General features: G+C 73.8%; 17 protein-coding genes. 14 read left to right on the top strand and 3 right to left on the bottom strand.

The window, feature by feature from the left end; translation table 11 throughout:
- The 8 genes from gltB to GA0070560_RS03125 all read left to right on the top strand — a co-directional run bounded on the left by gltB (position 1) and on the right by GA0070560_RS03125 (position 13,079).
- Complete coding sequence (gene gltB, locus GA0070560_RS03165) at positions 1 to 4,707, top strand: glutamate synthase large subunit (RefSeq protein WP_091291144.1); 4,707 nt, start codon at positions 1 to 3, stop codon at positions 4,705 to 4,707.
- Entirely contained in the window at positions 4,700 to 6,235 is a 1,536-nt protein-coding gene (locus tag GA0070560_RS03160; RefSeq protein ID WP_091291142.1) for a glutamate synthase subunit beta, read from the top strand. Before gltB ends, GA0070560_RS03160 begins: the two co-directional genes overlap by 8 nt.
- A 372-nt stretch (positions 6,236 to 6,607) precedes the next feature.
- Positions 6,608 to 7,405, top strand: a complete 798-nt coding sequence (locus GA0070560_RS03155) for an SGNH/GDSL hydrolase family protein (RefSeq protein WP_091291139.1) — start codon at positions 6,608 to 6,610, stop codon at positions 7,403 to 7,405.
- A gap of 463 nt (positions 7,406 to 7,868) precedes the next feature.
- The gene (locus GA0070560_RS29265; protein WP_245675332.1) at positions 7,869 to 8,069 is read left to right on the top strand and encodes a hypothetical protein; all 201 of its coding nucleotides are present in this window, start codon (positions 7,869 to 7,871) and stop codon (positions 8,067 to 8,069) included.
- A gap of 76 nt (positions 8,070 to 8,145) precedes the next feature.
- The gene (locus GA0070560_RS03145; protein ID WP_091291890.1) at positions 8,146 to 10,686 is read left to right on the top strand and encodes an FtsK/SpoIIIE domain-containing protein; all 2,541 of its coding nucleotides are present in this window, start codon (positions 8,146 to 8,148) and stop codon (positions 10,684 to 10,686) included.
- Positions 10,687 to 11,358, top strand: coding sequence for a hypothetical protein (locus GA0070560_RS03140; protein WP_091291137.1), 672 nt, complete (start codon positions 10,687 to 10,689; stop codon positions 11,356 to 11,358).
- Positions 11,359 to 11,478: 120 nt separating this feature from the next.
- Positions 11,479 to 11,742, top strand: coding sequence for a DUF6244 family protein (locus tag GA0070560_RS03135; RefSeq protein ID WP_091291134.1), 264 nt, complete (start codon positions 11,479 to 11,481; stop codon positions 11,740 to 11,742).
- A gap of 494 nt (positions 11,743 to 12,236) precedes the next feature.
- Positions 12,237 to 13,079 carry a lipase family alpha/beta hydrolase gene (locus tag GA0070560_RS03125; protein WP_091291130.1) on the top strand — a complete coding sequence of 281 codons (843 nt, stop codon included), beginning with the start codon at positions 12,237 to 12,239 and terminating at the stop codon, positions 13,077 to 13,079.
- A 119-nt stretch (positions 13,080 to 13,198) separates the two neighbouring features.
- Here GA0070560_RS03125 and GA0070560_RS03120 read toward each other — a convergent pair whose 3' ends face one another.
- Positions 13,199 to 14,071 carry an aldo/keto reductase gene (locus tag GA0070560_RS03120; protein WP_091291127.1) on the bottom strand — a complete coding sequence of 291 codons (873 nt, stop codon included), beginning with the start codon at positions 14,069 to 14,071 and terminating at the stop codon, positions 13,199 to 13,201.
- Between the two features lie 400 nt (positions 14,072 to 14,471).
- On the opposite strand from GA0070560_RS03120, the gene GA0070560_RS03115 reads away from it, so the two are divergent.
- From GA0070560_RS03115 to GA0070560_RS03095, 5 genes are all read left to right on the top strand, one after another.
- On the top strand, positions 14,472 to 14,837 hold the full coding sequence (locus tag GA0070560_RS03115) for a YciI family protein (protein WP_091291125.1): 366 nt from the start codon (positions 14,472 to 14,474) through the stop codon (positions 14,835 to 14,837).
- 276 nt (positions 14,838 to 15,113) lie between these two features.
- Positions 15,114 to 16,562 carry a pyruvate kinase gene (gene pyk, locus GA0070560_RS03110; RefSeq protein ID WP_091291123.1) on the top strand — a complete coding sequence of 483 codons (1,449 nt, stop codon included), beginning with the start codon at positions 15,114 to 15,116 and terminating at the stop codon, positions 16,560 to 16,562.
- Between the two features lie 55 nt (positions 16,563 to 16,617).
- Positions 16,618 to 17,502, top strand: coding sequence for an acyl-CoA thioesterase (locus tag GA0070560_RS03105; protein ID WP_091291122.1), 885 nt, complete (start codon positions 16,618 to 16,620; stop codon positions 17,500 to 17,502).
- A 57-nt stretch (positions 17,503 to 17,559) separates the two neighbouring features.
- Positions 17,560 to 18,030, top strand: a complete 471-nt coding sequence (locus GA0070560_RS03100; RefSeq protein ID WP_091291120.1) for an RrF2 family transcriptional regulator — start codon at positions 17,560 to 17,562, stop codon at positions 18,028 to 18,030.
- A gap of 113 nt (positions 18,031 to 18,143) precedes the next feature.
- On the top strand, positions 18,144 to 19,214 hold the full coding sequence (locus GA0070560_RS03095; protein ID WP_091291118.1) for a sulfite exporter TauE/SafE family protein: 1,071 nt from the start codon (positions 18,144 to 18,146) through the stop codon (positions 19,212 to 19,214).
- A 193-nt stretch (positions 19,215 to 19,407) separates the two neighbouring features.
- Here the strand turns inward: GA0070560_RS03095 and GA0070560_RS03090 are convergent, their stop codons facing one another.
- Positions 19,408 to 20,829, bottom strand: a complete 1,422-nt coding sequence (locus GA0070560_RS03090; RefSeq protein ID WP_091291116.1) for a pyridoxal-dependent decarboxylase — start codon at positions 20,827 to 20,829, stop codon at positions 19,408 to 19,410.
- 225 nt (positions 20,830 to 21,054) lie between these two features.
- On the opposite strand from GA0070560_RS03090, the gene GA0070560_RS03085 reads away from it, so the two are divergent.
- Positions 21,055 to 23,313, top strand: coding sequence for a rhamnogalacturonan lyase family protein (locus tag GA0070560_RS03085; protein ID WP_245675331.1), 2,259 nt, complete (start codon positions 21,055 to 21,057; stop codon positions 23,311 to 23,313).
- A gap of 247 nt (positions 23,314 to 23,560) precedes the next feature.
- Here GA0070560_RS03085 and GA0070560_RS03080 read toward each other — a convergent pair whose 3' ends face one another.
- On the bottom strand, positions 23,561 to 24,571 hold the full coding sequence (locus GA0070560_RS03080; RefSeq protein WP_170839282.1) for an LLM class flavin-dependent oxidoreductase: 1,011 nt from the start codon (positions 24,569 to 24,571) through the stop codon (positions 23,561 to 23,563).
- Positions 24,572 to 24,605: the final 34 nt, after the last annotated feature.

The following is a 24,605-nucleotide window of genomic DNA, read 5'->3' as shown; positions in this document are numbered from 1 at the left end:
GTGGCCTTTCCGTACCCTCTCAGCCCGCAGTCGGCCCCGTCCGCGGCCGGTCTCTACGACCCGGCCAACGAGCACGACGCGTGCGGCGTGGCGTTCGTCGCGGACCTGCACGGTCGGCGTTCCCACGCGGTGGTGGCGAACGGACTCGGCGCGCTCTGTCGCCTGGACCATCGGGGCGCGCGGGGCGCGGAGCAGAACACCGGCGACGGCGCGGGGATCATGATCCAGGTGCCGGACGCGTTCCTGCGCGCCGTGGTGGACTTCCCGCTGCCCCCGGCCGGCCAGTACGCCACCGGCCTGGTCTTCCTGCCCGACGACGACGCCGGCGAGGCCCGCGCCCGCCGGGTGGTCGAGAAGTACGCCCTGGTCGAGGGGGCCGACGTGCTCGGCTGGCGGGACGTGCCGACCGACCCGAGCGGGCTGGGCGAGACCGCCCTGGCGGCGATGCCCCGGATCCGTCAGCTCTTCCTCGCCGCGCACCGGCTCACCGACACCCCGGCCGGCCCGGCCGGTTCCCCGCTGACCGGCCTCGACCTGGACCGGGTGGCGTTCTGCGTCCGTAAGCAGGCCGAGCGGGAGAGCGCCGAGCGGGGCGTGCCGGCGTACTTCCCGTCGCTGTCGTCGCGGACCATGACCTGGAAGGGCATGCTCACCCCGGACCAGCTCCCGGCGTACTTCCCGGAGCTGACCGACGAGCGGGTGTCCAGTGCCATCGCCCTGGTGCACTCCCGCTTCTCCACCAACACCTTCCCGTCCTGGCCGCTGGCGCACCCGTACCGGTTCATCGCGCACAACGGCGAGATCAACACGATCCGTGGCAACCGGAACTGGATGCAGGCCCGTGAGTCGATGCTCAGCGGCGGTTCTTCAGCCGCCGGCGGGCACCTGCCCGGCAACATCCGACGCATCTTCCCGGTCTGCACCCCGGGCGCCTCCGACTCGGCCAACTTCGACGAGGTCCTCGAACTGCTGCACCTGGCCGGGCGGAGCCTGCCGCACGCGGTGCTGATGATGATCCCGGAGGCGTGGGAGAACGACCCGGGCATGCGGGCCGACAAGCGGGCCTTCTACCGCTTCCACGCCAGCCTGATGGAGCCGTGGGACGGCCCCGCGTCGGTCGCCTTCACCGACGGCGAGATCGTCGGCGCGGTGCTGGACCGCAACGGCCTGCGTCCGGGCCGCTGGTGGCACACCTCCGACGGCCTGGTCGTGCTGGGCAGCGAGGCGGGCGTGCTCGACCTCGACCCGGCCACCGTGGTCGCCAAGGGGCGCCTCCAGCCGGGCCGGATGTTCCTGGTCGACACCGTCAACGGGCGGATCGTCTCCGACGACGAGATCAAGGCCGAGCTGGCCGCCGCCCAGCCGTACGCCGAGTGGCTGCACGCCGGCCTCATCGAGCTGGACGACCTGCCACCGCGCGAGCACGTGGTCTACACCCACGACTCGGTGCGCCGCCGCCAGCAGACCTTCGGCTACACCGAGGAGGAGCTGAAGATCCTGCTCGGGCCGATGGCACGCAGCGGCGCCGAGCCGATCGGCTCGATGGGCACCGACACCCCGATCGCTCCGCTGTCGACCCGGCCCCGGCTGCTCTACGACTACTTCCACCAGCTCTTCGCCCAGGTCACCAACCCGCCGCTGGACGCCATCCGGGAGGAGCTGGTGACCAGCCTGGCGTCCACCATCGGGCCGGAGGGCAACCTGCTCGACCCGGGCCCGGCGAGCTGCCGGCAGATCGTGCTGCCGTACCCGGTGATCGACAACGACGAGCTGGCCAAGATCCTCGACATCGACCAGGACGGCGACCTGCCCGGCTTCAAGGCCGTACGGGTCTCCGGGCTGTACCGGGTCCGCGACGGCGGGGCCGGCATCAAGGCCCGGCTGACCGAGATCTGCCGGCACGTTTCCGAGGCGATCGAGGACGGGGTGCGGATCCTGGTCCTGTCGGACCGGGACTCCAACGCCGACCTGGCCCCGATCCCGTCGCTGCTGCTCACCGCCGCGGTGCACCAGCACCTGGTCCGGGAGCAGACCCGTACCCAGGTGGCGCTGATCGTCGAGTCCGGCGACTGCCGCGAGGTGCACCACGCGGCCGTGCTCATCGGGTACGGCGCGGCGGCGGTGAACCCGTACCTGGCCTTCGAGTCGGTGGAGGACATGATCTCCACCGGTGCGTTGACCGGAGTGTCGCCGAACAAGCCCGACGAGCCGCCGTCGGAGATGGCGGCAAGGGCCGTCCGGAACTATGTCAAGGCGCTCGGCAAGGGCGTCCTGAAGATCATGTCCAAGATGGGCATCTCGACGGTGTCGTCGTACTGCGGCGCGCAGGTCTTCGAGGCCGTCGGCCTGGACACCCGCCTGGTCGAGCGGTACTTCCGGGGCACCCCGAGCAGCATCGGCGGCATCGGGCTCAACGAGATCCACGCCGAGGTGGCCGCCCGGCACGCCCTGGCCTGGCCCGCCCCGGGCGCGAGAACCTCCGACCGGCTGGAGGTCGGCGGCGAGTACCAGTGGCGCCGCGAGGGTGAGCTGCACCTGTTCAACCCGGAGACGGTCTTCCTGCTCCAGCACGCCACCCGCAGCCGCCAGTACGACGTCTTCCGGCAGTACACCGCCAAGGTCGACGAGCTGGCCGCGCAGGGTGGCTCGCTGCGCGGGCTGTTCACCCTGCGCACCGGGGTACGCCCGGCGGTGCCGCTGGACGAGGTCGAACCGGCCAGCGAGATCGTCAAGCGGTTCGCCACCGGCGCCATGTCGTACGGGTCGATCTCGGCCGAGGCGCACGAGACCCTCGCCGTCGCGATGAACCGCCTCGGCGGCAAGTCCAACACCGGGGAGGGCGGCGAGGACGTCGAGCGGCTGCACGACCCGGCCCGCCGCTCGTCGGTCAAGCAGATCGCCAGCGGCCGCTTCGGCGTGACCAGCGAATACCTGGTCAACGCCGACGACCTCCAGATCAAGATGGCCCAGGGCGCGAAGCCCGGCGAGGGTGGCCAGCTGCCCGGCAACAAGGTCTGGCCGTGGATCGCCCGGACTCGGCACGCCACCCCGGGCGTCGGCCTGATCTCCCCGCCGCCGCACCACGACATCTACTCCATCGAGGACCTCGCCCAGCTCGTGCACGACCTGAAGTGCGTCAACCCGGCCGCCCGGGTGCACGTCAAGCTGGTCAGCGAGACCGGCGTGGGCACCGTCGCGGCCGGCGTCGCCAAGCTCAAGGCCGACGTCATCCTGATCTCCGGGCACGACGGCGGCACCGGCGCGTCCCCACTGAACTCCCTCAAGCACGCCGGCACCCCGTGGGAGCTGGGCCTGGCCGAGGCGCAGCAGACCCTGCTGCTCAACAAGCTCCGCGACCGGGTCACGGTGCAGGTCGACGGCCAGCTCAAGACCGGCCGCGACGTGCTGATCGCGATGCTCCTCGGCGCCGAGGAGTTCGGCTTCGCCACCGCCCCGCTGATCGTCGAGGGCTGCGTGATGATGCGGGTCTGCCACCTGGACACCTGTCCGGTCGGCATCGCCACCCAGAACCCGGTGCTGCGCGAGCGGTTCACCGGCAAGCCGGAGTTCGTGGAGAACTTCTTCCTCTTCCTGGCCGAGGAGGTCCGCGAGTACCTCGCCGAGCTGGGCTTCCGCACCATCGACGAGGCGATCGGGCACAGCGAGCTGCTCGACGTCACCCCGGCGATCGACCACTGGAAGGCCCACGGGCTGGACCTGGGGCGCGTACTGCACCTGCCGGAGCTGCCGGCGGACGCCGCCCGGCGCGGCATCCGGGCCCAGGACCACGGCCTGGAGCTCGCCCTGGACAACGAGCTGATCGCGCTCGCCCAGCCGGCGCTGCGCGACGGCAGCCCGGTGCGGGTCGAGGTGGCGGTGCGCAACGAGCACCGCAGCGTCGGCGCGATGCTCGGCGGCGAGGTCACCCGCCGCTTCGGCGGCGCCGGCCTGCCCGACGACACCATCGAGTTCGCGCTGCGCGGCACCGCCGGGCAGTCCTTCGGCGCGTTCCTGCCGCGCGGGGTCACCCTGCGGCTGCACGGTGACGCCAACGACTATGTCGGCAAGGGACTCTCCGGCGGGCGGATCGTCGTGCGTCCGGACGCCGCCGCGCCGTTCTGCGCCCCCGAGGCCGCCGCCGGGCAGCGGGCCGAGGACCAGATCATCGCCGGCAACACCATCCTGTACGGGGCCACCGCCGGGGAGCTGTTCCTGCGTGGCCGGGTGGGGGAGCGCTTCGCGGTGCGCAACTCCGGCGCGGTGGCGGTCGTCGAGGGCGTGGGCGACCACGGCTGCGAGTACATGACCGGCGGCACCGTGGTGGTGCTCGGCGCGACCGGGCGCAACTTCGCCGCCGGCATGTCCGGCGGCACCGCGTACGTGTGGCAGCTGGACCTCGACCGGGTCAACGCCGAGCTGGTCGACCTGACGCCGCTGCGCGACTCCGAGCGCGAGCTGCTGCACGACCTCGTCCGGCGGCATGTGGCGGAGACCGACTCGCCCATCGGCGCGGAGCTGCTCAAGCGCTGGCCGGAAGCGGTCGAGGAGTTCACCGCAGTGGTCCCGCGCGACTACCGCCGGGTGATGGAGATCATGAAGGCCGCCGAAGCCGCCGGCCGTGACGTCGACGACGCGGTCATGTCTGCGCTGACCGCGCCGGTGTCGCCCGCCTCGCGGGTGGCGGTCCAGGAGGTGGCTCGTGCCTGACCCGAACGGTTTCCTGCGCTACAACCGGCGGCTGCCGGCCCGCCGCCCGGTGCCGGTGCGGATCACCGACTGGCGTGAGGTGTACCCGCCCGCCGGGGAGGAGCTGATCCGCGAGCAGGCCACCCGGTGCATGGACTGCGGCATCCCGTTCTGCCACGACGGCTGCCCGCTGGGCAACCGTATCCCGGACTGGAACGACCTGGTCCGCACCGGCAACTGGGACGCCGCGGTGGAGTCGCTGCACGCCACCAACAACTTCCCGGAGTTCACCGGCCGGCTCTGTCCGGCCCCGTGCGAGGCGGCCTGCGTCCTCGGCCTCGGCGGCCAGCAGCCGGTCACCATCAAGCAGGTCGAGGTGGAGATCGCCGACGCGGCGGCGCGCGGCGGGCTGCGGCCCCGGCCGGTGCCGGCGCCGACCGGCCGGTCCGTCGCCGTGGTCGGCTCCGGGCCCGCCGGTCTCGCCGCCGCGCAGCAGCTCGCCCGCGCCGGCCACACCGTGATGGTGTACGAGCGCGACGACGCGATCGGTGGCCTGCTCCGGTACGGCATCCCCGACTTCAAGCTGGAGAAGCGGCACGTCGACCAGCGACTGGCCCAGCTCGCCGCCGAGGGCGTCCGGTTCCGCACCGGCGTGAACGTCGGCGTCGACGTGACCGCCGAGCAGTTGCGCGCCGAGCACGACGCGGTGCTGCTGGCCTGCGGCGCGTTGCAGGGCCGGGACACCCCGGAGACGCCGGGGCGGGCGCTGCGCGGCGTGCACCAGGCGATGGACCATCTGGTGGCCGCCAACCGGGTGGTCGCCGCAGCGGCCACCGGCCAGCAGGGCGTCACCGCGGCCGGCGGGGGCAGGCCGGCGCCGGCCGTGCTCCCCGACGGCACGCCGATCGACGCGGCCGGCAAGCACGTCGTGATCATCGGCGGTGGCGACACCGCGGCGGACTGCCTGGGCGTGGCCCACCGGCAGGGCGCGGCGGGCGTGCACCAGCTCGACCTCTACCCGGAGCCGCCGGAGGCCCGGGACGCCGAGCGCGACCCGTGGCCGACCTGGCCGTGGGTGCTGCGCAACTACCCGGCGCACGAGGAGGGCGGCGAGCGGGTCTTCGCCGTGGCGGTGCAGGAGTTCGTCGACGACGGCACCGGCCAGGTCGACGGGGTGCGGATCGCCGAGGTCACCGTGGAGAAGCGGGACGGCCGGCGGATCGTCACCGCGCTGCCCGGCTCCGAGCGGGTGCTCCCCGCCGACCTGGTGCTGCTGGCGATCGGCTTCGAGGGCACCGAGGAACAGCCGCTGCTGACCCAGTTCGGGGTGGCCCGCAACGCCCGTGGCGCGGTGGACGCCCGCCCGGACTGGCAGACCGACGCCGACGGCGTCTTCGTCGCCGGGGACATGCACCGGGGCGCGTCGCTGATCGTCTGGGCGATCGCCGAGGGGCGGGCCGCTGCCTCGGCCATCCACACCTACCTGGGCGGGGTCGGCGAGCTGCCGGCCCCGGTGGACCCGGGCCGGCAGCCGCTCGCCGCGCGCTGACGACGGTCGCCGACGGCCCGGCCCGGGTGGACACCGCCGGGGCCGGGCCGTCCGCCGTTCCGCGACCGCCCCGTGCCGGGCGCTCGCGGCGTGATGATCGCCCTCGAACACGGCCGTAGTGGCTTCCCTGCGCCGGGATGCCACTGTTTCCCGGATCGAGCGCGATCACGGGGACGGCTGCGGCGGGGCGGCGGTGGCCGCCGCGAAGACACGTCGTACGAGGTGGACTCCCTCCGTCGGGTGTTCGCGCGTCCAACCTGAGACGGCTGTTCACTTTATGGGAATGTTTCGATAGCATTACCGACCAGTAACAACCCCTTGGCCACGCGCGCGGTCACGAGGCTCCCACCACCCCTGCTCCGTGGAGGTCCGATGCCCCACCGCGCCCTGGCCCGCGCCGTCACCGCGCTGGCCGCCCTGCTCGCCACCGTCCTCGGTGTCGTGCTCGTCCCCGGCACCGCCCAGGCGGCGACCGTCAACTACGTCGCCCTCGGCGACTCCTACTCCTCCGGGGTCGGCGCCGGCCCGTACGACCTCTCCGGCTGCCTGCGCAGCCAGAAGTCGTACGCCCCGCTCTGGGCCGCCGCCAACGCGGTCACCAGCTTCAAGTTCGTCGCCTGCGGCGGCGCGGTCACCTCCGACGTGCTCGACAAGCAGGTCTCCGCGCTGAGCACCAGCACCACGCTGGTCACCATCACCATCGGCGGCAACGACGCCGGCTTCGCCGACGTCATCACCAGTTGCCGCTTCGGCAGCACCAGCACCTGCACCAACGCGGTCAACGAGGCGAAGGCGTTCGCCACCGCCACGCTGCCCGGCCGCCTCGACCGCACCTACGCCGCCATCCGCGACCGCGCCCCGAACGCCCGACTGGTCGTGCTCGGCTACCCGCGACTGTTCGAGACGAACTGGTGCGGCTGGCTGGCGATGAGCACCTACAAGCGGACCATCCTCAACGAGGCCGCCGACCTGCTCGCCACCGTCACCGCCGCCCGGGCCGGCGCGGCGGGCGCCACCTTCGCCGACACCCGCCCCACCTTCGCCGGCCACGGGGTCTGCGCCGCCGACCCGTGGATCCGGGACGTCTCCGGGGTCATCGAGGCGTACCACCCGGACGCCGACGGCTACCGGTACGGCTACCTGCCGGCCCTGAACGCCGCGCTGCGCTGAGGCGTCGCGGCGGCGGCCGACGGTCCACCCGGACCGCCGGCCGCCGCCGGCTTCATCCACCTCCGACGATGGACGTTCCTGGTCCGTCCCCGCCGGAGGTGCGCGAAGCGGGATTCCACGAGGCGGCAGCGACCCCCGACCGCCCGGGACCGGCTCCCGACCGGAGGTCCCGAACTGCTCCACCTGCTGGTCCGGCTGCTGCGCCGCCCCCGCCGGGGCGACCGCCGGATGCCGCTGCTGTGGCTGGTCCGTCCCGCCACCGGCGAACTGGGCGCGCTGCTGCGCCGCGTCGTCGGCCGGGGCGCGGGGCGGCGGGTGCCGCACGCCGTGCTCGACCTCACCGCCCGACCGGAGACCGACGACGTCCCGGCGGTGCTGCGCGAACTGCACCGCCAACTCTCCCTGGAGGCGTTCGGCGCCGCCCGGCTGCGGTTCCCGGCACTACCCGCTGGCCGACTGGCTGATGCAGCAGAGCCTCGCCGTCGGCGTCGACACCGGCCGGGCCACCCTGGTGGCGGCTGCGGGACCGGCGGGGCGGCGTACCACCGAAGAGCCGCAGGTCGGCGGCGACTCCGGCCTCGGTACGGCGGTGCAGGTGCTGTTCCGGCTGCTGCGCCGAGCCGTGCCCAGCGGTGGGCCGGACACCGGGTGCCGCCCGGTCTGAGCTGCGGCTGGTGCGCCGGGAGCCGGGCTCCGTTAGGGTTCCCCACGACCGGACGGACGTCGTGGGGGAGCAGACGGTGGGCAGGCTCGCGTCGACGTACGGGCAGGCGGTCGCGGTCCACCGGCAGGCCCGGGAACACTGGGCCCGCGCCCGGGCGCTGCTCGACCGACTGACCGGGCAACCCGTGCCGGAGCGCACCGTCGACCTCGTCGCCCGGCTGGGCCGCCTCGCCACCGGGCTGACCGCGCCCGGCGCGGAGGCCACCCGCCCGGCCGGCGCGCCGGCGCCCGTGCGGATCGGTGAGGCGTCCACCGCCGACGGCCGGTTCCCGCTGCTGCTGCCGTTGGGCGCCGGACACCACCTCGCCGTCAACGCCGACGCCCGCGACCCCCGGGTGGCGGTGCTGCTGCGGGTGCTGGTGCTGCGGCTGCTCGCCACCGCCGCGCCCGGCGCGGTCCGGGTGGTCGGCATCGACCCGGCTGCGCTCGGCGCCACCTTCCTGCCGCTGCGCCCGCTGCGCGACGCCGGGGTGCTCGACGCGACGGCCACCACCGAGGCGGAGATCGGCGCGCTGCTCGACGGGGCCGAGGCGCATGCCCGCGCCGCCCAGCAGTCCGGTCGGGACGACCACGAGCTGCTGCTGGTGGTGGCCGCCTCCGCGCCCGGCCCGCGCGAGCTGGCCCGGCTCGCCGCGTTCACCCACGCCGGGCCGGCCGCCGCGGTGTGCGTGCTGCTCGCCGGGTACCCGGGCGTGTCACCCGGACAGGCCCCGCCGCCGCTGGGCGCCACCACGGCGCTGCGGCTCGACGAGCGGTACGCCTGGGTCGGCGACCCGCCCGGGCACCCGTTCGGCGACGACGGCACCGGGCTGGCCGTACCGGTGCTGCTCGACGGCGACCCGCCCGCGCAGGCCGTACGCTCGCTGGCCGCCCGGCTGGACGCGGCCGTGCGGCGCGACGCGGCGCTGCACGTCGAGGACCTGCTCCCCGAGCGGCGCTGGACGGAGTCCGCGCGGGCCGGGCTGCGCACCGTGGTCGGCCGGGCCGGGCGGGAGCCGGCGACGCTGGCCTTCGACGACGCCACCCCGCACTGGCTGATCGGCGGGCGCACCGGCGCGGGCAAGACCGTCTTCCTGGTCGACGTCCTCTACTCGCTCGCCGCCCGGTACTCCCCGGCCGAGCTGCAACTCTGGCTGCTCGACTTCAAGGAGGGCGTCAGCTTCACCGAGTTCGTGCCCACCGAACGCGACCCCTCCTTCCTGCCGCACGCCCGGGCAGTCGGCGTCGAGTCCGACCGCGAGTACGGCCTCGCCGTCCTGCGCGAGCTGCGCCGCGAGCTGGGCCGCCGGGCCGGGCTGCTCAAACGGCACGGCGTCACCAAGCTCGCCGACCTGCCGGCCGACGCGGCGACGCCCCGCGTGGTGGCGGTGATCGACGAGTTCCACGTGCTGCTCGCCGGCAACGACCGGCTGGCCCGCGAAGCCGTCGACCTGCTGGAGGAGTTGGCCCGCAAGGGCCGCTCCTACGGCGTGCACCTGGTGCTGGCCAGCCAGAGCACCACCGGTGTCGAGGCCCTCTACGGCCGCGCCGACACGCTCTTCGGGCAGTTCGCCCTGCGGGTGGCGCTGCCCGGCGGCGACGCCGTGCTCGGCCCCCGCGCCGCCGGCGGCACCGCCGCCACCACGCTCGGCACCGCCGTGGTGAACACGGCCGCCGGTGCGCCCGGCGCGGACCTGCTGGTCCGTTTCCCGGACGCGCACGCCGACGCCCGGCAGGTCGCCCGGCTGCGCTACGAGCTGTGGGACGCCGCGCCGGAGGGCGCCCGCCCGCCGACCGTCTTCCGGGGGTACGAGCCGGCGCACCTGGAGGGCGACCCGGCCGGCGCCGCCCTGCGCCCCGGCGGCCGACGACCCACGGTCCTGGTCGGTCGGACCGTCGACGTGGACGGCAGCCCCGCCCAGTTCGCCCTGGACGCCACCCCCGGCCGGCACCTGGCGGTGGTCGGCACCTCGGTCACCGGCGCGCACGTGCTGCGCGCCGCCACGCTCGGCGTGGCCCGCCAGCACCCGCCGGGCGAGGCGGAGTTCGTCCTCGCCCCACTGGTGGAGGCCGCCGACGAGCTGGCCGACGACACCGCCGCCGGGATCAAGGCGGCCGGGCACCCGGTCACCGTCCTCAACGCGGCGGGGCTGCGGCAGCGGATCGGGGAACTGGCCGCCGGCCCGGGCGAGCGGCGCACGTACCTGGTGGTCTTCGGCACCGACGCGGCGGCCGGCGCCCTCGGCCGCAGCGACCCGGGCACCTTCCGCTCCGGTCACGACGACCTGCGTACGCTGCTGCGCCAGGGGCCCGGGCAGGGCACCCACCTGCTCGGCTGGTGGCGCGGGCTGCGCCGGCTCGGTGACGACCTCGGTGGCTCGCAGAACCGCGACGACGTGGCCTGCCTGGTCGCGCTGAACGTGCCCGCCGCCGACCTCGGCCTGCACCTCGGCGTCACCGACCTCGCGTACACCCCCCGGCCCGACCGGGCGCTGCTGGTCGACCGGCACGCCCAGCGGACCGCGCTGATCGTGCCGTTCGTCCGCCCGGGGCACCGGCCCGAGGACGAGGAGCGCTGAGTGTCCACCTTCGACGAGTACGCCGCCGCCGTCCGCCAGCTCTCCGCCCAGGTCCGCGACGGGGAGCGGGGGGCGGCCGCCGAGGCGGAACGCCGCCGCCGGCTGCACGCCGGGGTCGACCAGCTGGGCCAGCGGCTGATGGTGCAGGAGCAGCGGCTGGAGCAGTTGGGCCAGGCGATCGGCGTTCCCGCTCCGGCCGTCACCGCGCCGGCCGGCGCGGCCCCGTCGGCGACACCTGGCCCGGTGGACGCCGCCGGGGACCCGGCGGTGGCGCTGGAGGAGACCCGCCGGCTGGTCGACGAGGCCGAACAGCACACCCGGTACGTCGAGGCGCTCGCCCAGCGGCCGGAGCTGCTGCCCACCTGGTCGCCGGCGGCCCGGGCGGTAGCCGTCTACATCGCCTGCGCCGCCGCCGGGGTGCTGCTCATGCTGGTGCTGGTGGTGGCGTCAGGGGTCGGGCTGGTCAGCGGCTTCACCCTGGGCGCGTGGATCTGCGCCGGGCTGCCGGTGCTGTCGTTCGCCGCTGGCTGGTTCATCCTCGGGCGGTGGGGCCGTCCCGCCCTGGCCACCGTGGACCCGCCGCGCTTCGTCCCGCTCGGCTTCGTCATCTGCGTCGCCCTGGTCCCCATCGCCTACTGCGCCAGCCTGCTCGTGGTGCGCGCCCTGCGCTGAGCCGCCGTCGACGGCTGGTGTCGTGGCCTGGTCGCGGTGGGTGCGGATCTCGTAGGCTCCCCTGTGGTCGCTGCCGGTGCGGTGGCAGGGCCGATGGTGGGGCGATCCGGGGGAGGGCGCGTGAGCGCGGCGCAGATCATCGCGAGGCTGGCAGCAGCGGCGCAGAAGCTGGACGAGGCGAAGGCGAAGACGGCCGCCGCCGCGCAGGAGGCCGCCGAGGCGCGGGCGCTGGTGGCCGGCGCGCTGGAGGGCGTGGCCGCCGGCCAGCTGATCGGCGTGATCGACTCCTACCGGCAGGCGTTGGAGCAGGCCGCGCAGGGCGGCGAGCCGGCCCGGCAGCACGTCCAGGAGACGATCTCGAAGGTCCGGGCCCTGGGGAACTGACGGGACGACCGGTCAGCCGGTCCGGCTGGCCAGGACCGTCGTGGCGTACTTGAGGACGCCGGCCGTGTCGTTGCGCATCTGCTGGTATCGGCCCTCAGGGTCGGTCGGCAGGCCGGTGGGGGCGGCCGGTCCCGAGATCAGCTTCAGCTGACCGTCGATCGTGTCCAGCAGTTCCTGCGCGCCGAGCTGGAGGTCTTGTGCCTGCCGGCCCTCGTCCGGTGACGGGGTGTGTCGCGACCGTATCGATGGGTGTGGTCGGTGCGGAGCGTCGCGTCGCGCAGTCGACGGTGTCGCCTTCCGACTCCCGTCGCGTGGTCGCTGACCGGTCGGCGTCCGATAAGCCGGTTTGTGCTCCTGGAGCGACTTCACGTTACCAGCGCGTAACTTTTCATTGACGAATGTGAAATCAGGCACGCATCATCGTCCCCACGATCGATCGGATCCCCCACCCACCCGTCCCCGGTTCCCGGGAACCTCCCACCGGAGGTGCAGCCATGCTGCTCCGTACGATTTTCGCGGCCACCGCCGCCCTCGCCGTGCTCCTCGTCCCCGCGACCGCCGTCCAGGCGGCCCCCGACCGGTCCACCGCCACCCGGACCAGCGCCACCGCGCCGGTGCCCGCCCCTGACGGGAGCGCGCCGGCATCCGCCGCCGACGAGACGTTCAACGTCGCCGCCAACGCCAACCCGGTCATCGTCGTCGGGGGCCTGATCGGCGTCTCCATCGCGTACGAGCCGATCGCCGCCCGGCTGCGCGCCGACGGCTTCCGGGTCTCCATCTACCAGCTCCCGAGCCTGGGTTTCGGCGACATCCGGGAGTCCGCCAAGGCGTTCAAGAACTACGTCGACCAGGTCCGCGCCAACACCGGAGCGGCCAAGGTGGACATCGTCGCCCACTCCGAGGGCGGCCTCGTCTCCCGCTGGTACGTCAAGTTCCTCGGCGGCGCCGACGCCGTCGGCCGGTACGTCAGCCTGGGCAGCCCGCAGCAGGGCACCTACGTCGCGAACATCGTCAACTTCGTCGGGCTGGGCAGTTGCGCCGGCATCGTCGCCTGCCAGCAGATGTCGATCGGCTCGGACTTCCTCGCCACCCTCAACAGCGGCGACGACACCCCCGGCGCGGTGCGCTGGACGACCGTGCGCACCTGGCAGGACGAGCTGGTCCGGCCGGTCGGCAACGCCTCCCTCGCCGACGGCGCCACCAACGTGCTGATCCAGGGCTGGTGCCCGCTGCGGGTCGTCGGCCACCTCGGCCTGGTCCTCGACGGCACCACCTACACGGTCGTCCGTCAGGTCCTCACCGACCGCCCCATCTGGCCCAACTGCTTCGCCTTCTAGCCCGCCCCTCCCACCCCTGCCCGACGATCATGAAGTTGACGGCGATGCGGATCCGTCCGATCGCCGTCAACTTCATGATCAGCCCGCAGAGCCGTACAGCGGGGGGAGGGAAGGGTGGGTCAGGCGGCCTGGGCGAGGGCCTCGTACTCGGCGTCGGTGAGGTCGACCTCGGCGGCGGCCACGTTCTCCTCCAGGTGCGCCACCGACGACGTACCCGGGATGGGGAGCATGACCGGCGACCGGCGCAACAGCCAGGCCAGCGCGAGCTGCGCGGGCGTCGCGCCGTGCTCGGTGGAGATCGCGTCCAGCGGGCCGCCCGGCCGGGCCAGGTTGCCGGTGGCGATCGGGAACCACGGGATGAAGGCCAGGTCGTCGCGCTCGCAGTACTCGACGACGTCCTCGGCGCTGCGGTCGGCCAGGTTGTAGAGGTTCTGCACCGACACGATCGGGGTGATCTCCCGGGCCGCCTCGATCTGCTCCACGGTCACCTCCGACAGGCCGATGTGCCGGATCTTGCCCTCCTGCTTGAGCAGGGCCAGCTCGCCGAGCTGGTCGGCCAGCGGCACCTTCTCGTCGATCCGGTGCAGCTGGTAGAGCGGAATGGCCTCCATGCCCAGGTGGCGCAGGCTCAGCTCGCACTGCTGGCGCAGGTACTCCGGGCGGCCCACCGGTCGCCAGTCGCCCGGCCCGGAACGGGTCAGGCCGGCCTTGGTCGCGATGACCAGGTCGTCGGCGTACGGATGCAGCGCCTCCTTGATCAGCAGCTCCGAGACGAACGGGCCGTACGAGTCGGCGGTGTCGATGAAGGTGACCCCGAGCTCGTACGCCCGGCGCAGCACCCGCACCGCCTCGGCCGGGTCCTTCGGGTCGCCCCAGACCCCCGGACCGGTGATCTGCATGGCCCCGTAGCCCAGGCGGTCCACCTGGACGTCCCCGCCGATGCGGTAGGTGCCCGAGGCCTTCGCGGGCGCGGTGCTGGCGCTGGTCGCCATCGGCGATCCTCCTGTGCGTCGTCGTCAGCGGCCAATGTAGCCACCGACCTACCGGCTTTCCCGCACATCGCCGCCTTCAACTCCTCCGGGCGAGATGTGGCCGGGGACACCTGCTCGGCAGGCGTCGCCACGACGTGCCGCGCGGCGGCCAGCCGCACCGGGGCGACCGCGCCGACACCGAGTGGCGCGGACGCCGCCGGATCGGCCCCGCCCGGCGTGCCTTCGGACTCGGTGACAGGCTGGTGAACCGCGCGGACGAACGGCCCAGCCGGTCGGCAACCGGGCACCGGCGAGGGCAGTTGGCGGCAAGCGTCCGCTGCCGGCGCCCCGGCCGTGCGACGCTGGGCCCGAGTCGGGGGCCGGCGAGGTGCGGGGCGCCGGCAGCGCGGGAGGGGACGCCATGACGGGTACGCCGCAGCTGGACTTCGCGCTTGACACGTTCGAGTGCATCGTGCTCTACCCGGGTCCGGCCGGCTCGGCCCTGCCCACGGAGACCGTGCAGCGGTTGCAGGCCGAGCACATCGAGCACATGCAGGCGTTGCAGCGGCGCGGCCTGGTGCTGGTCGCCGGCTCGATCGACGGCCCGGCCCGGGAACCGGCGCCCCCGATCGGCATCGGGCTGGCCCGCACCGGGTCGGTCGACGACGTGCGCAGCGTGATGGAGGCCGACCCGGCGGTGCAGGCCGGGCTCTACCAGGTGGACGTGCTGACCTTCCTCTGCCCGGCCGGCTCGATGGAGTTCCCGCTGGCCAGGACGCAGCGCTGAGCCGAGGCGACGGTGGCGCCGTACCCACGCTGCCGGCGGTGACCGGCGGCGCGCGGCGGGCGCGGCCCGGTGGACGCCGGGAGCACCTCCGGCGGCGGATGCGCCCGGGCGGTACGATTCCCGGCGCGCGGTCGTCGATGCCCGCCACTCCCGACGCCCCCCGGTGCGGCCCCGCGTCCCGCCGGCCCCCGCGCCCCGGTCGCGCGTCGTGGGGCAATTGTTCCGCAGTCCGCAAGGGGTCGGCCCGTCGGTCGATCCGGAGGAGAGACTAGCCTGATGGGCGTGACACGCCGCGCGAAGATCGTCTGCACTCTTGGCCCTGCCACATCGTCACCGGAACGGATCCGAGGGCTCGTCGAGGCGGGCATGAACGTGGCACGGCTCAATTTCAGCCACGGCAGCCACGAAGATCACGAGGCGGTGTGCCGGCTGGTGCGTGAGGCGGCCGACGCGGCCGGCCGTCCCGTCGCCGTCCTGGCCGACCTGCAGGGCCCGAAGATCCGTCTCGGCCGGTTCGCCGACGGCCCGCACGAGTGGCGCACCGGCGACTCCGTGGTGATCACCGGTGACGACATTCTCGGCACCAGGGACCGGGTCTCCTGCACGTACCGCAAGCTGCCGCAGGAGGTGAAGCCGGGTGACCGGCTGCTGATCGACGACGGCCGGGTCGCCGTCGAGGTCAGCGACGTCACCGGCAACGACATCCGGTGCCTGGTCACCGAGGGCGGGCCGGTCTCCAACAACAAGGGCGTCTCGCTGCCCAACGTGGCGGTCAGCGTCCCGGCACTGTCTGAGAAGGACGCCGACGACCTGCGCTTCGCCCTCGGGCTCGGCGTGGACATGATCGCGCTCTCCTTCGTCCGCTCGGCGGAGGACATCAAGCTCGTCCACGCGATCATGGCCGAGGAGGGCGTGCACCGCCCGGTGCTGGCCAAGGTGGAGAAGCCGGAGGCGGTGGAGCACCTGGAGGCGATCGTGCTCGCCTTCGACGGCGTGATGGTCGCCCGGGGCGACCTGGGCGTGGAGCTTCCGCTGGACCAGGTGCCGCTGGTGCAGAAGCGCGCCGTGCAGCTGTGCCGGGAGAACGCCAAGCCGGTCATCGTGGCCACCCAGATGCTCGACTCCATGATCGAGAACTCCCGCCCGACCCGTGCGGAGGCCTCCGACGTGGCCAACGCGGTGCTCGACGGCGCGGACGCGGTGATGCTCTCCGGCGAGACCAGCGTCGGCAAGTACCCGGTGCTGACGGTCAGCACCATGGCCAAGATCGTCACCACCACCGAGGCCGGCTCGATCGGCGTGCCCCGGCTCCAGCACGACCCGCGTACCCACGGCGGCGCACTCACCGTCGCCGCCTCCTCGATCGCCCGGGCCATCGGCGCCAAGGCGCTGGTCGCCTTCTCGCAGACCGGCGACACCGTCAAGCGGCTCTCCCGACTGCACTGCGACCTGCCGCTGCTGGCCTTCACCCCGGTGCCCGAGGTGCGCAACCAGCTCGCCCTCTGCTGGGGCGTGGAGACGTTCCTGATGCCGTTCGTCGAGCACACCGACGACATGTTCCGCCAGGTCGACCAGGCGCTGCTCGGCCTCAACCGGGCCAACCCCGGCGACTACGTGGTGATCGTGGCGGGCAGTCCGCCCGGCACCCCCGGCTCCACGAACACCTTGCGCGTGCACCAGCTCGGCTCGCTGGTCGACGCCGCCTCCGCCCGGGCGCTTCAGTGAGTGTGAGGAGTGAGCCGGGTTTGCGAGCCCCGCAGTCGCGAACGGAGATATCACAGTGAGTGAGCGCCCGGCGGCGACCGGCCAGGCCGCGGTCGACCAGCTGCTGGAGGTCCTCGACCTCGACAGCACCGGCGAGATGACCTTCCGGGGGATGAGCCCTCCGGTCGGTCCGCAGCGGGTGTACGGCGGTCAGGTCGCCGGCCAGGCTCTGGTCGCCGCCGGGCGCACCGTGGGTCCCGAGCGGTTCGTCCACTCGTTGCACGGCTACTTCGTCCGCCCCGGCGACCCCACCGAGCCGATCGAGTACCAGGTGGAGAACGTCCGCGACGGGCGGTCCTTCTCGGTACGCCGCTCGGTGGCGCTGCAGCACGACAAGCCGATCTTCTTCATGTCGGCGTCGTTCCAGCGGCAGGAGGAAGGGTTGGACCACCACGCCCCGACACCCGCCGACGTGCCGATGCCGGACGAGGTCCCCACCATGTCCGACCGGCTCGCCCGCTACCCCGAGCGGCTGGGCGTCTGGGGCCAGATCCCGCGCCCGATCGACGTCCGCTACGTCGGCGAGCCCGGCTGGGTACGCCCCGGCGACCGCCCCGCCGAGCCGCACCAGCGGGTCTGGATGCGCCTCGACGGCAAGCTGCCGGACGATCCGCTGCTGCACGCCTGTGCCCTCACGTACGCCTCCGACCTGACCCTGCTGGACTCGGTGCTCTCGGTACACGGCGAGGTCTGGGGCCCCGGCGGCGTGGTCGGCGCGAGCCTCGACCACGCGCTCTGGTTCCACCGGCCGTTCCGGGCCGACGAGTGGTTCCTCTACGACTGCTGGAGCCCGTCGGCCTCCGGCGCGCGCGGGCTCGCCACCGGCCGGATGTTCACCACCGACGGCCGGCACATCGCCAGCGCCGTGCAGGAGGGCCTGCTGCGCCGCGTCGGCGAGTGATCGAACGGGTGAGGGGCGACGGGCCGGGCGGCTGACCAGCCGACTAACCTTGCGGTCATGCGTCTCTCCGCCCGGGTCGACTACGCCCTCCGTGCGGTCGCCGAGCTCGCCTCGGTGGCCGACGGCGCGAACGTCGGGCGGACCCGACCGGTCACCGCCGAGCAGATCGCCCGCGCCCAGGAGATCCCGCCGAAGTTCCTGGAGAGCATCCTGCTCCAGTTGCGCCGGGGCGGCATCGTGCACGCCCAGCGTGGCCCCGAGGGCGGCTACTGGCTGGCCCGGCCGGGGGCGGAGATCTCGCTGGCCGAGGTGATCCGGGTCATCGACGGGCCGCTGGCGCACGTACGCGGGCAGCGCCCCGAGGAACTCGGCTACCACGGTGCCGCCCGGGCCCTGCAGGACGTCTGGATCGCCCTGCGGGCCAGCGAGCGGGAGATCCTGGAGCAGGTCAGCATCGCCGACGTGGCCGCCGGGACGTTGCCCGGGCGGATCAACCAACTGGCCGCCGACCCGCGCGCCTGGAGCTGACCCGGCCGGTCGGCCGGTGTCTCATCCTCCGACACGGGACTTGACCCTCGCCGCCGTCCTACCGCATTGTCTACCAAGTCGATAGGAGATGCCGAAAAGTTCGGAGGGCGCCCGTGCGCAAGCTTCTGGTCCTCGCCCTCGTCGGGCTGGCCGCCCAGCTCGTCGACGGCGCGCTCGGCATGGCGTACGGGTTGACCTCGTCGACCCTGCTGCTCTTCGCCGGGGTCGCCCCGGCCGCCGCCTCCGCCTCGGTGCACCTGGCCGAGATCGGCACCACCCTCGCCGCAGGCGTGGCCCACTGGCGCTTCGGCAACGTCGACTGGCGGGTGGTGGCCCGGATCGCCGTCCCGGGCGCGCTGGGGGCCTTCGCCGGAGCCACCTTCCTCAGCGCCCTCTCCACCGAGTCCGCCGCACCCTGGATGGCCGCCATCCTGTTCAGCCTCGGCGCGTACCTGCTGGTCCGCTTCTCCCGGCCGCTGCGCCCCCGCTCGGCCGCCGGGCGGCTGCGCGGCCGGTTCCTCGGCCCGCTCGGCCTGGTCGCCGGCTTCGTCGACGCCACCGGCGGCGGAGGCTGGGGGCCGGTGGCCACACCCGCGCTGCTGGTCTCCAGCCGCCTCGAACCGCGCAAGGTGATCGGCTCGGTCGACACCGCCGAGTTCATGGTGGCCGGCGCGGCCAGCGTCGGCTTCCTGATCGGCCTGGGCAGTGAGGGCTTCCTGCTGCCCACCGTCGCCGCGCTGCTGGTCGGCGGCCTGATCGCCGCGCCGATCGCCGCCTGGCTGGTCCGGATCGTCCCCGCGCAGCTGCTCGGCGCCACCATCGGCGGCGTGATCGTGCTGACCAACGCCCGCACCCTGCTGCGCGCCGGCGACGCCGGTGGGTCGCTGACCCCGGTGGTCTACGCGCTGCTCGTCGTCGGCTGGGTGGTCGCCCTGGCGCTGTCGGTGCGGGCGCTGCGGCGCACCCGCCACGCCCGGGTCACCGCCGCCCTCGCCACAGCCACCCCCGCCCCGGCCGGAACTTCCGTCCGGGGGGACGGGGCGGTGCCGGGTGGCTCGGGCGTGCCGGCGGCGGATCCGGCGGGCGTTGCGGTCCCGGCGGACGCTTGCGGCCAGGCCGGGGCCGCCGGCACGGCGCACGCACCGGTCGATGTCGAGGCCCGGTTGGCCGCCGTCGAGCGTTGACCCTGTCCGGGTACGCCGGGGACGGGCCCGCGGCGACCGGCTACGGCAAGATCGCGCTCGATCCGGGATGCAGTGGTCTCGGTCGGCGGTCGATGCCACCACGTCCCGGACCGAGCGCGATCTTCATGCATGCCCAGCATGCCCCGGCCCGCGGCAGGCGGGGCGGCGGGCGGCCCGGCCCGCGGCGGGCGGCTCAGCAGGCGAGGATCTCCGTCGCGGCCGACGCCAGCAGGTCCCACGCCTCGTCGGTGTGTTCCTGCCGGGTCTGCGGTGAGCCGATCGCGAGGCGCAGCGTGTACCGGCCCTCCACCCGGGTGTGCGTCAGGTGCACCCGCCCGGTGGCGTTGACCCGGGCGAGCAGTTCGGCGCTCGCCTCGTCCCCGGCCCGCAGTCGGAAGCAGACCAGCGAGAACGGGTGCGGCGCGACCAGTTCGAAGCGCGCGTCCGCGGCCACCCGGTCGGCGAACCGGTCGGCGAGGGCCACGCCGGAGCGGATGTGCGCGCGCAGCCCCTCGACGCCGTACCAGCGCAGCACGAACCAGAGCTTGAGGGCACGGAACCGGCGGCCCAGCGGCACCTGCCAGTCCCGGTAGTCGATCACCGCGCCGGACTCGGTCGCGGCGTTGCGCAGGTACTCGGGCAGCACCGTCAGCGCCTCGATCAGCTCGCCCGAGTCGGCCACCCAGAACGCGTCACAGTCGAAGCCGGTGAGCAGCCACTTGTGCGGGTCGAAGCAGTACGAGTCGGCGTGCGCCAGGCCGGCGTGCGTCCAGCGCAGCTCCGGGCAGACCGCTGCGGCGCCCGCGTACGCCGCGTCGACGTGCAGCCAGACGCCGTACTCGGCGCAGATCGCGCCGATCTCCGGCAGCGGGTCGATGGCGGTGGTGGAGGTCGTCCCGATGGTGGCGACCACGATGGCCGGCACGACGCCGGCGGCCCGGTCCGCCTCGATCGCCGCGCGCAGCGCCTCGGGCCGCATCGCCTGGGTCGCCGGGTCCACCTCGACCGGCCGGACGCCGTCGGAGCCCAGTCCGGCGATCCGGGCCGCCTTGTCGATCGAGGAGTGCCCCTGCGTGGAGGTGTACGCACGGTAGCGGCGGTCCACGCCGGCCTGCCGCCACCGGCCCCCGCCGGCCCGGTGCAGCGCGACCAGGGTGGCGACCAGGGTCGCCGACGACGCGGAGTCCTGGATCACCCCGCCGCCGCGCCCGGTGGAGCGGAACTTCTCCGGCAGGTCCAGCAGCCCGGCCAGCCAGTCCAGCATCACCGTCTCCAGTTCGGTGCAGGCCGGCCCGGTGGCCCAGAGCATCCCCTGCACGCCCAGCCCGGAGCTGACCAGGTCACCGAGGACGCTCGGGCCGCTGGTGTTGGCCGGGAAGTACCCGAACCATCCGGGGTGCTGCCAGTGGGTGAGCCGGGGCGCGATCAGCGAGTCCAGGTCGGCCAGGACGGCATCGACCGGCTCGCCGTAGGTGGGCGGGGCCGTCGGAAGCGCGGCGGCGACCGTCCCGGGCGGGTCCTGCGAGGTGACCGGCCGCTCGCCGAGCGTGGTCCAGTAGTCGGCGATCCAGTCCACCACGGCGTACCCGGCGCGGCGGAACTCTTCCGGGTCCATGTGCCCATCCATCCGAAGAGTCGATCAGGTCCGCCGCCGAGGATCAAGGGGCAGGGTGGTTGTGCGGCGGGAAAGCGTTGTCCTAGCATCGACGTGCGCGGAGCCGAACTGCGGACGTCGAGATGAGCGTCCACCCGTCGCCGTCAGCGCGGCGTACCCTTCCCCGCCGGCCCAGGGCAGGCCGGTGCGGTCGACGCCGCGCGCCCCTCCTGCGGAGGAATGCCCGTGCGTCCCATCCCGTCCCGCCGTGCCGCGCTGCTCGCCGCGGCCACGGCCACCACCATCGTCGCCGGCGCCCTGACCGCCGTGACCGCCTCGGCGGCCGCAGCCGGCTGCCGGGTCGACTACCGGATCACCAACCAGTGGGGCGGCGGCTTCGGCGCCGACGTCACCGTCACCAACCTCGGCGACCCGGTCAACGGCTGGACGCTCACCTGGTCCTACGCCGCCGGCCAGCAGGTCACCCAGGCGTGGAACGCCACCGTCACCCAGTCCGGCGCCCAGGTCACCGCCCGCGACGCCGGCTACAACGCCGCGATCGGCACCAACGGCACCGCCAACTTCGGCTTCAACGGCTCGTGGAACAACTCCAGCAACCCCGCACCGACCAGCTTCGCGCTCAACGGCACCACCTGCACCGGCGCCACCACCCCGACGACCGCGCCGCCGACGACCACCCCGCCGCCCACCACCACCCCGCCACCGACGACGCCGCCGCCCACCACCCCGCCGGCCGGCGCCAAGCAGATGGAGGACCTGGACCGGGGCCTGGTCAGCGTCCGTTCCGGCAGCGGCAACCTGGTGTCCTGGCGGCTGCTGGGCACCGAGACCGCCGGGGTCGCGTTCAACCTCTACCGGGGCTCCACGAAGGTCAACGGCAGCCCGATCACCGGCGCCACCAACCATCTCGACGCCGGGGCACCGGCCGGGTCGTCGTACACGGTGCGGGCGGTGGTGAACGGCGTCGAGCAGGCGGCGTCCGCGCCGGCGTCGCAGTTCGGCAGCGGCTACCTGGACGTGCCGTTGCAGGTGCCGCCGGGTGGCACCACGCCGAGCGGCGAGGCGTACAGCTACGCGGCGAACGACGCCAGCGTCGGCGACCTCGACGGTGACGGCGACTACGAGTTCGTGCTCAAGTGGGACCCGTCCAACGCCAAGGACAACTCGCAGAGCGGGTACACCGGCAACGTGTACGTCGACGCGTACACCCTGGCCGGGACCCGGCTGTGGCGCATCGACCTGGGCCGCAACATCCGCGCCGGCGCGCACTACACCCAGTTCCAGGTGTACGACTACGACGGCGACGGCGACGCCGAGGTGGCGATGAAGACCGCCGACGGCACCCGCTCGGGCACCGGTCAGGTGATCGGCTCCTCGTCGGCCGACCACCGCAACTCCAGCGGCTACGTGCTCGCCGGCCCGGAGTTCCTGACCATGTTCGACGGCCGCACCGGCGCCGCGGTGTCCACCGTCACCTACGACCCGCCGCGTGGCACCGTCTCGTCCTGGGGTGACTCGTACGGCAACCGGGTCGACCGCTTCCTCGCCGGCACCGCGTACCTCGACGGCCAGCGCCCCTCGCTGATCATGGCTCGGGGCTACTACACCCGCGCGGTCATCGCCGCCTGGGACTTCCGCAACGGCACCCTGACCAGGCGGTGGACGTTCGACTCGAACACCTCCGGCAACTCCGCCGCCGCCGGGCAGGGCAACCACAGCCTCTCCGTCGCCGACGTCGACGCCGACGGCCGGCAGGAGATCGTCTACGGCGCCGCCACCATCGACGACAACGGCCGGCTGCTCTGGTCCACCGGGTACGGCCACGGCGACGCCGGGCACGTCGGCGACCTCGACCCGTCCCGCGCCGGCCTGGAGTACTTCAAGGTCAGCGAGGACTCCAGCAAGCCCAGCTCGTGGTTCGCCGACGCCCGCACCGGCCAGATCCTGTGGTCCACCCCCGCCTCCGGCGACAACGGGCGGGGCGTCTCGGCTGACATCTGGGCGGGCAGCCCCGGCGCCGAGTCCTGGTCCGCCAGGGTGGACGGACTGCTCAACACCCGGGGGCAGAACGTCGGCCGTAAGCCGTCCAGCATGAACTTCCTCGCCTGGTGGGACGGTGACCCGGTCCGCGAGCTGCTCGACGGCACGAGGATCGACAAGTACGGCACCGGCGGGGAGACCCGGCTGCTCACCGGCAGTTCGGTGGCGTCCAACAACGGCACCAAGAGCACCCCGGCGCTCTCCGGCGACATCCTGGGCGACTGGCGCGAGGAGGTCGTCTGGCGCACCAGCGACAGTCGCGCACTGCGGATCTACAGCACCCCCACGCCGACCACCCTGCGGATCCACACGCTGATGCACGACCCGCAGTACCGCACGGCGATCGCCTGGCAGAACACCGCCTACAACCAGCCACCGCACCCGGGCTTCTTCATCGGCGAGCAGATGGGCGCGGTGCCGACGCCGAACATCTACCTGCGCTGACGCGTCTGATCCGGGGCCGAGTCGGGTCGTCGTGACGGCGCTGTCCCCGGCCCGGGGCGGCGCTGACCCGGACCGGATCGGAAAGCAGGCACCGGGTCGCCAGCCGCGGAATCCGCACAGCTGGCGACCCGGTGCACCACACCGCAGCACCCCCGACCCGTCCCGACCGGGAGTGCCGTACCACCACCGACCACCACGTTAGGGGAGCTGCGCGACGGTCGGGTGACGTGGGTATGAAGAGCGTGTTTCAGGCATTCCGCGTGAGCCCGCCGGCGACCTTCTCGGCGACCAGCTCGAAGGAGCGCATCCGGTCGGCCACGTCGTACACCATCGTGGTGAGCATCAACTCGTCCGCGCCGGTACGCGCCAGCAGGTCGCCGAGCTGCCGGCCGACCGTCTCCGGTGAGCCCATCGCCTGACCCTCCCGGCGCTGCCGGACGAACTCGCGTTCGGCTTCGTCGTACGGGTACGCCGCCGCCTCCTCGGGCGTGGCCAGTGGCTCCGGCCGCCCGGTGCGCAGCTTGAGGAACGACAGTGAACTCGGCCCGGCCAGCCACTGCGCCCGCTCGTCGGTGTCGGCGCAGACCACGTTGACCGCCACCATCGCGTACGGCCGCTCCAGCCAGCGCGACGGCCGGAAGTGCTGCCGGTAGAGCTGCAACGCGGGCAGGGTGTTGCGGGCGCTGAAGTGGTGCGCGAACGAGAACGGCAGCCCGAGCAGGCCGGCGAGCTGGGCGCTGAACCCGCTGGAGCCGAGCAGCCAGACCGCAGGGGACTGGCCGAGCCCCGGCATGGCGGTGATCGGGCCCGGCTCGGCGCCGCTGAAGTAGTTCATCAGGTCGGCCAGCTCGCGCGGGAAACCCTCCGCCGACAGGCCCTCCATCGTGCGGCGCAGCGCCAGCGCGGTCACCTGGTCGGTGCCGGGCGCCCGGCCGATGCCCAGGTCGATCCGGCCCGGGTGCAGCGCCTCCAGGGTGCCGAACTGCTCGGCCACCACCAGCGGCGCGTGATTGGGCAGCATCACCCCGCCGGAGCCGAGGCGGATGGTCGAGGTGTGGGCCGCCAGGTGCGCCAGCAGCACCGCCGGGGCGGAGCTGGCGATCGCCGGCATGTTGTGGTGCTCGGCCACCCAGAACCGGCGGTAGCCCAGCTCCTCGGTGCGCCGGGCCAGCTGCGTGGTGTGCCGTAGGGCCTCCCCGGCGGTCGCCCCACGGGCCACCGGAGCAAGATCAAGAACAGACAACGGTACGTCGATCACGTCGGTGACCAACCGATCGAACGCACCCCGTGTT

It is taken from the genome of Micromonospora halophytica, from assembly GCF_900090245.1.
Classification (GTDB): domain Bacteria; phylum Actinomycetota; class Actinomycetes; order Mycobacteriales; family Micromonosporaceae; genus Micromonospora; species Micromonospora halophytica.
Note: the sequence above shows the minus strand (reverse complement) of the source record. Positions and strands in the feature narration are given on the sequence as shown.

Coding starts and splice junctions, on each gene's coding strand:
- GA0070560_RS03155 (WP_091291139.1), top strand. CDS start 6,608: ATGCCCCACCGCGCCCTGGCCCGCGCCGTCACCGCGCTGGCCGCCCTG.
- GA0070560_RS29265 (WP_245675332.1), top strand. CDS start 7,869: ATGCAGCAGAGCCTCGCCGTCGGCGTCGACACCGGCCGGGCCACCCTG.
- GA0070560_RS03125 (WP_091291130.1), top strand. CDS start 12,237: ATGCTGCTCCGTACGATTTTCGCGGCCACCGCCGCCCTCGCCGTGCTC.
- GA0070560_RS03120 (WP_091291127.1), bottom strand. CDS start 14,071: ATGGCGACCAGCGCCAGCACCGCGCCCGCGAAGGCCTCGGGCACCTAC.
- GA0070560_RS03115 (WP_091291125.1), top strand. CDS start 14,472: ATGACGGGTACGCCGCAGCTGGACTTCGCGCTTGACACGTTCGAGTGC.
- pyk (WP_091291123.1), top strand. CDS start 15,114: ATGGGCGTGACACGCCGCGCGAAGATCGTCTGCACTCTTGGCCCTGCC.
- GA0070560_RS03100 (WP_091291120.1), top strand. CDS start 17,560: ATGCGTCTCTCCGCCCGGGTCGACTACGCCCTCCGTGCGGTCGCCGAG.
- GA0070560_RS03090 (WP_091291116.1), bottom strand. CDS start 20,829: ATGGACCCGGAAGAGTTCCGCCGCGCCGGGTACGCCGTGGTGGACTGG.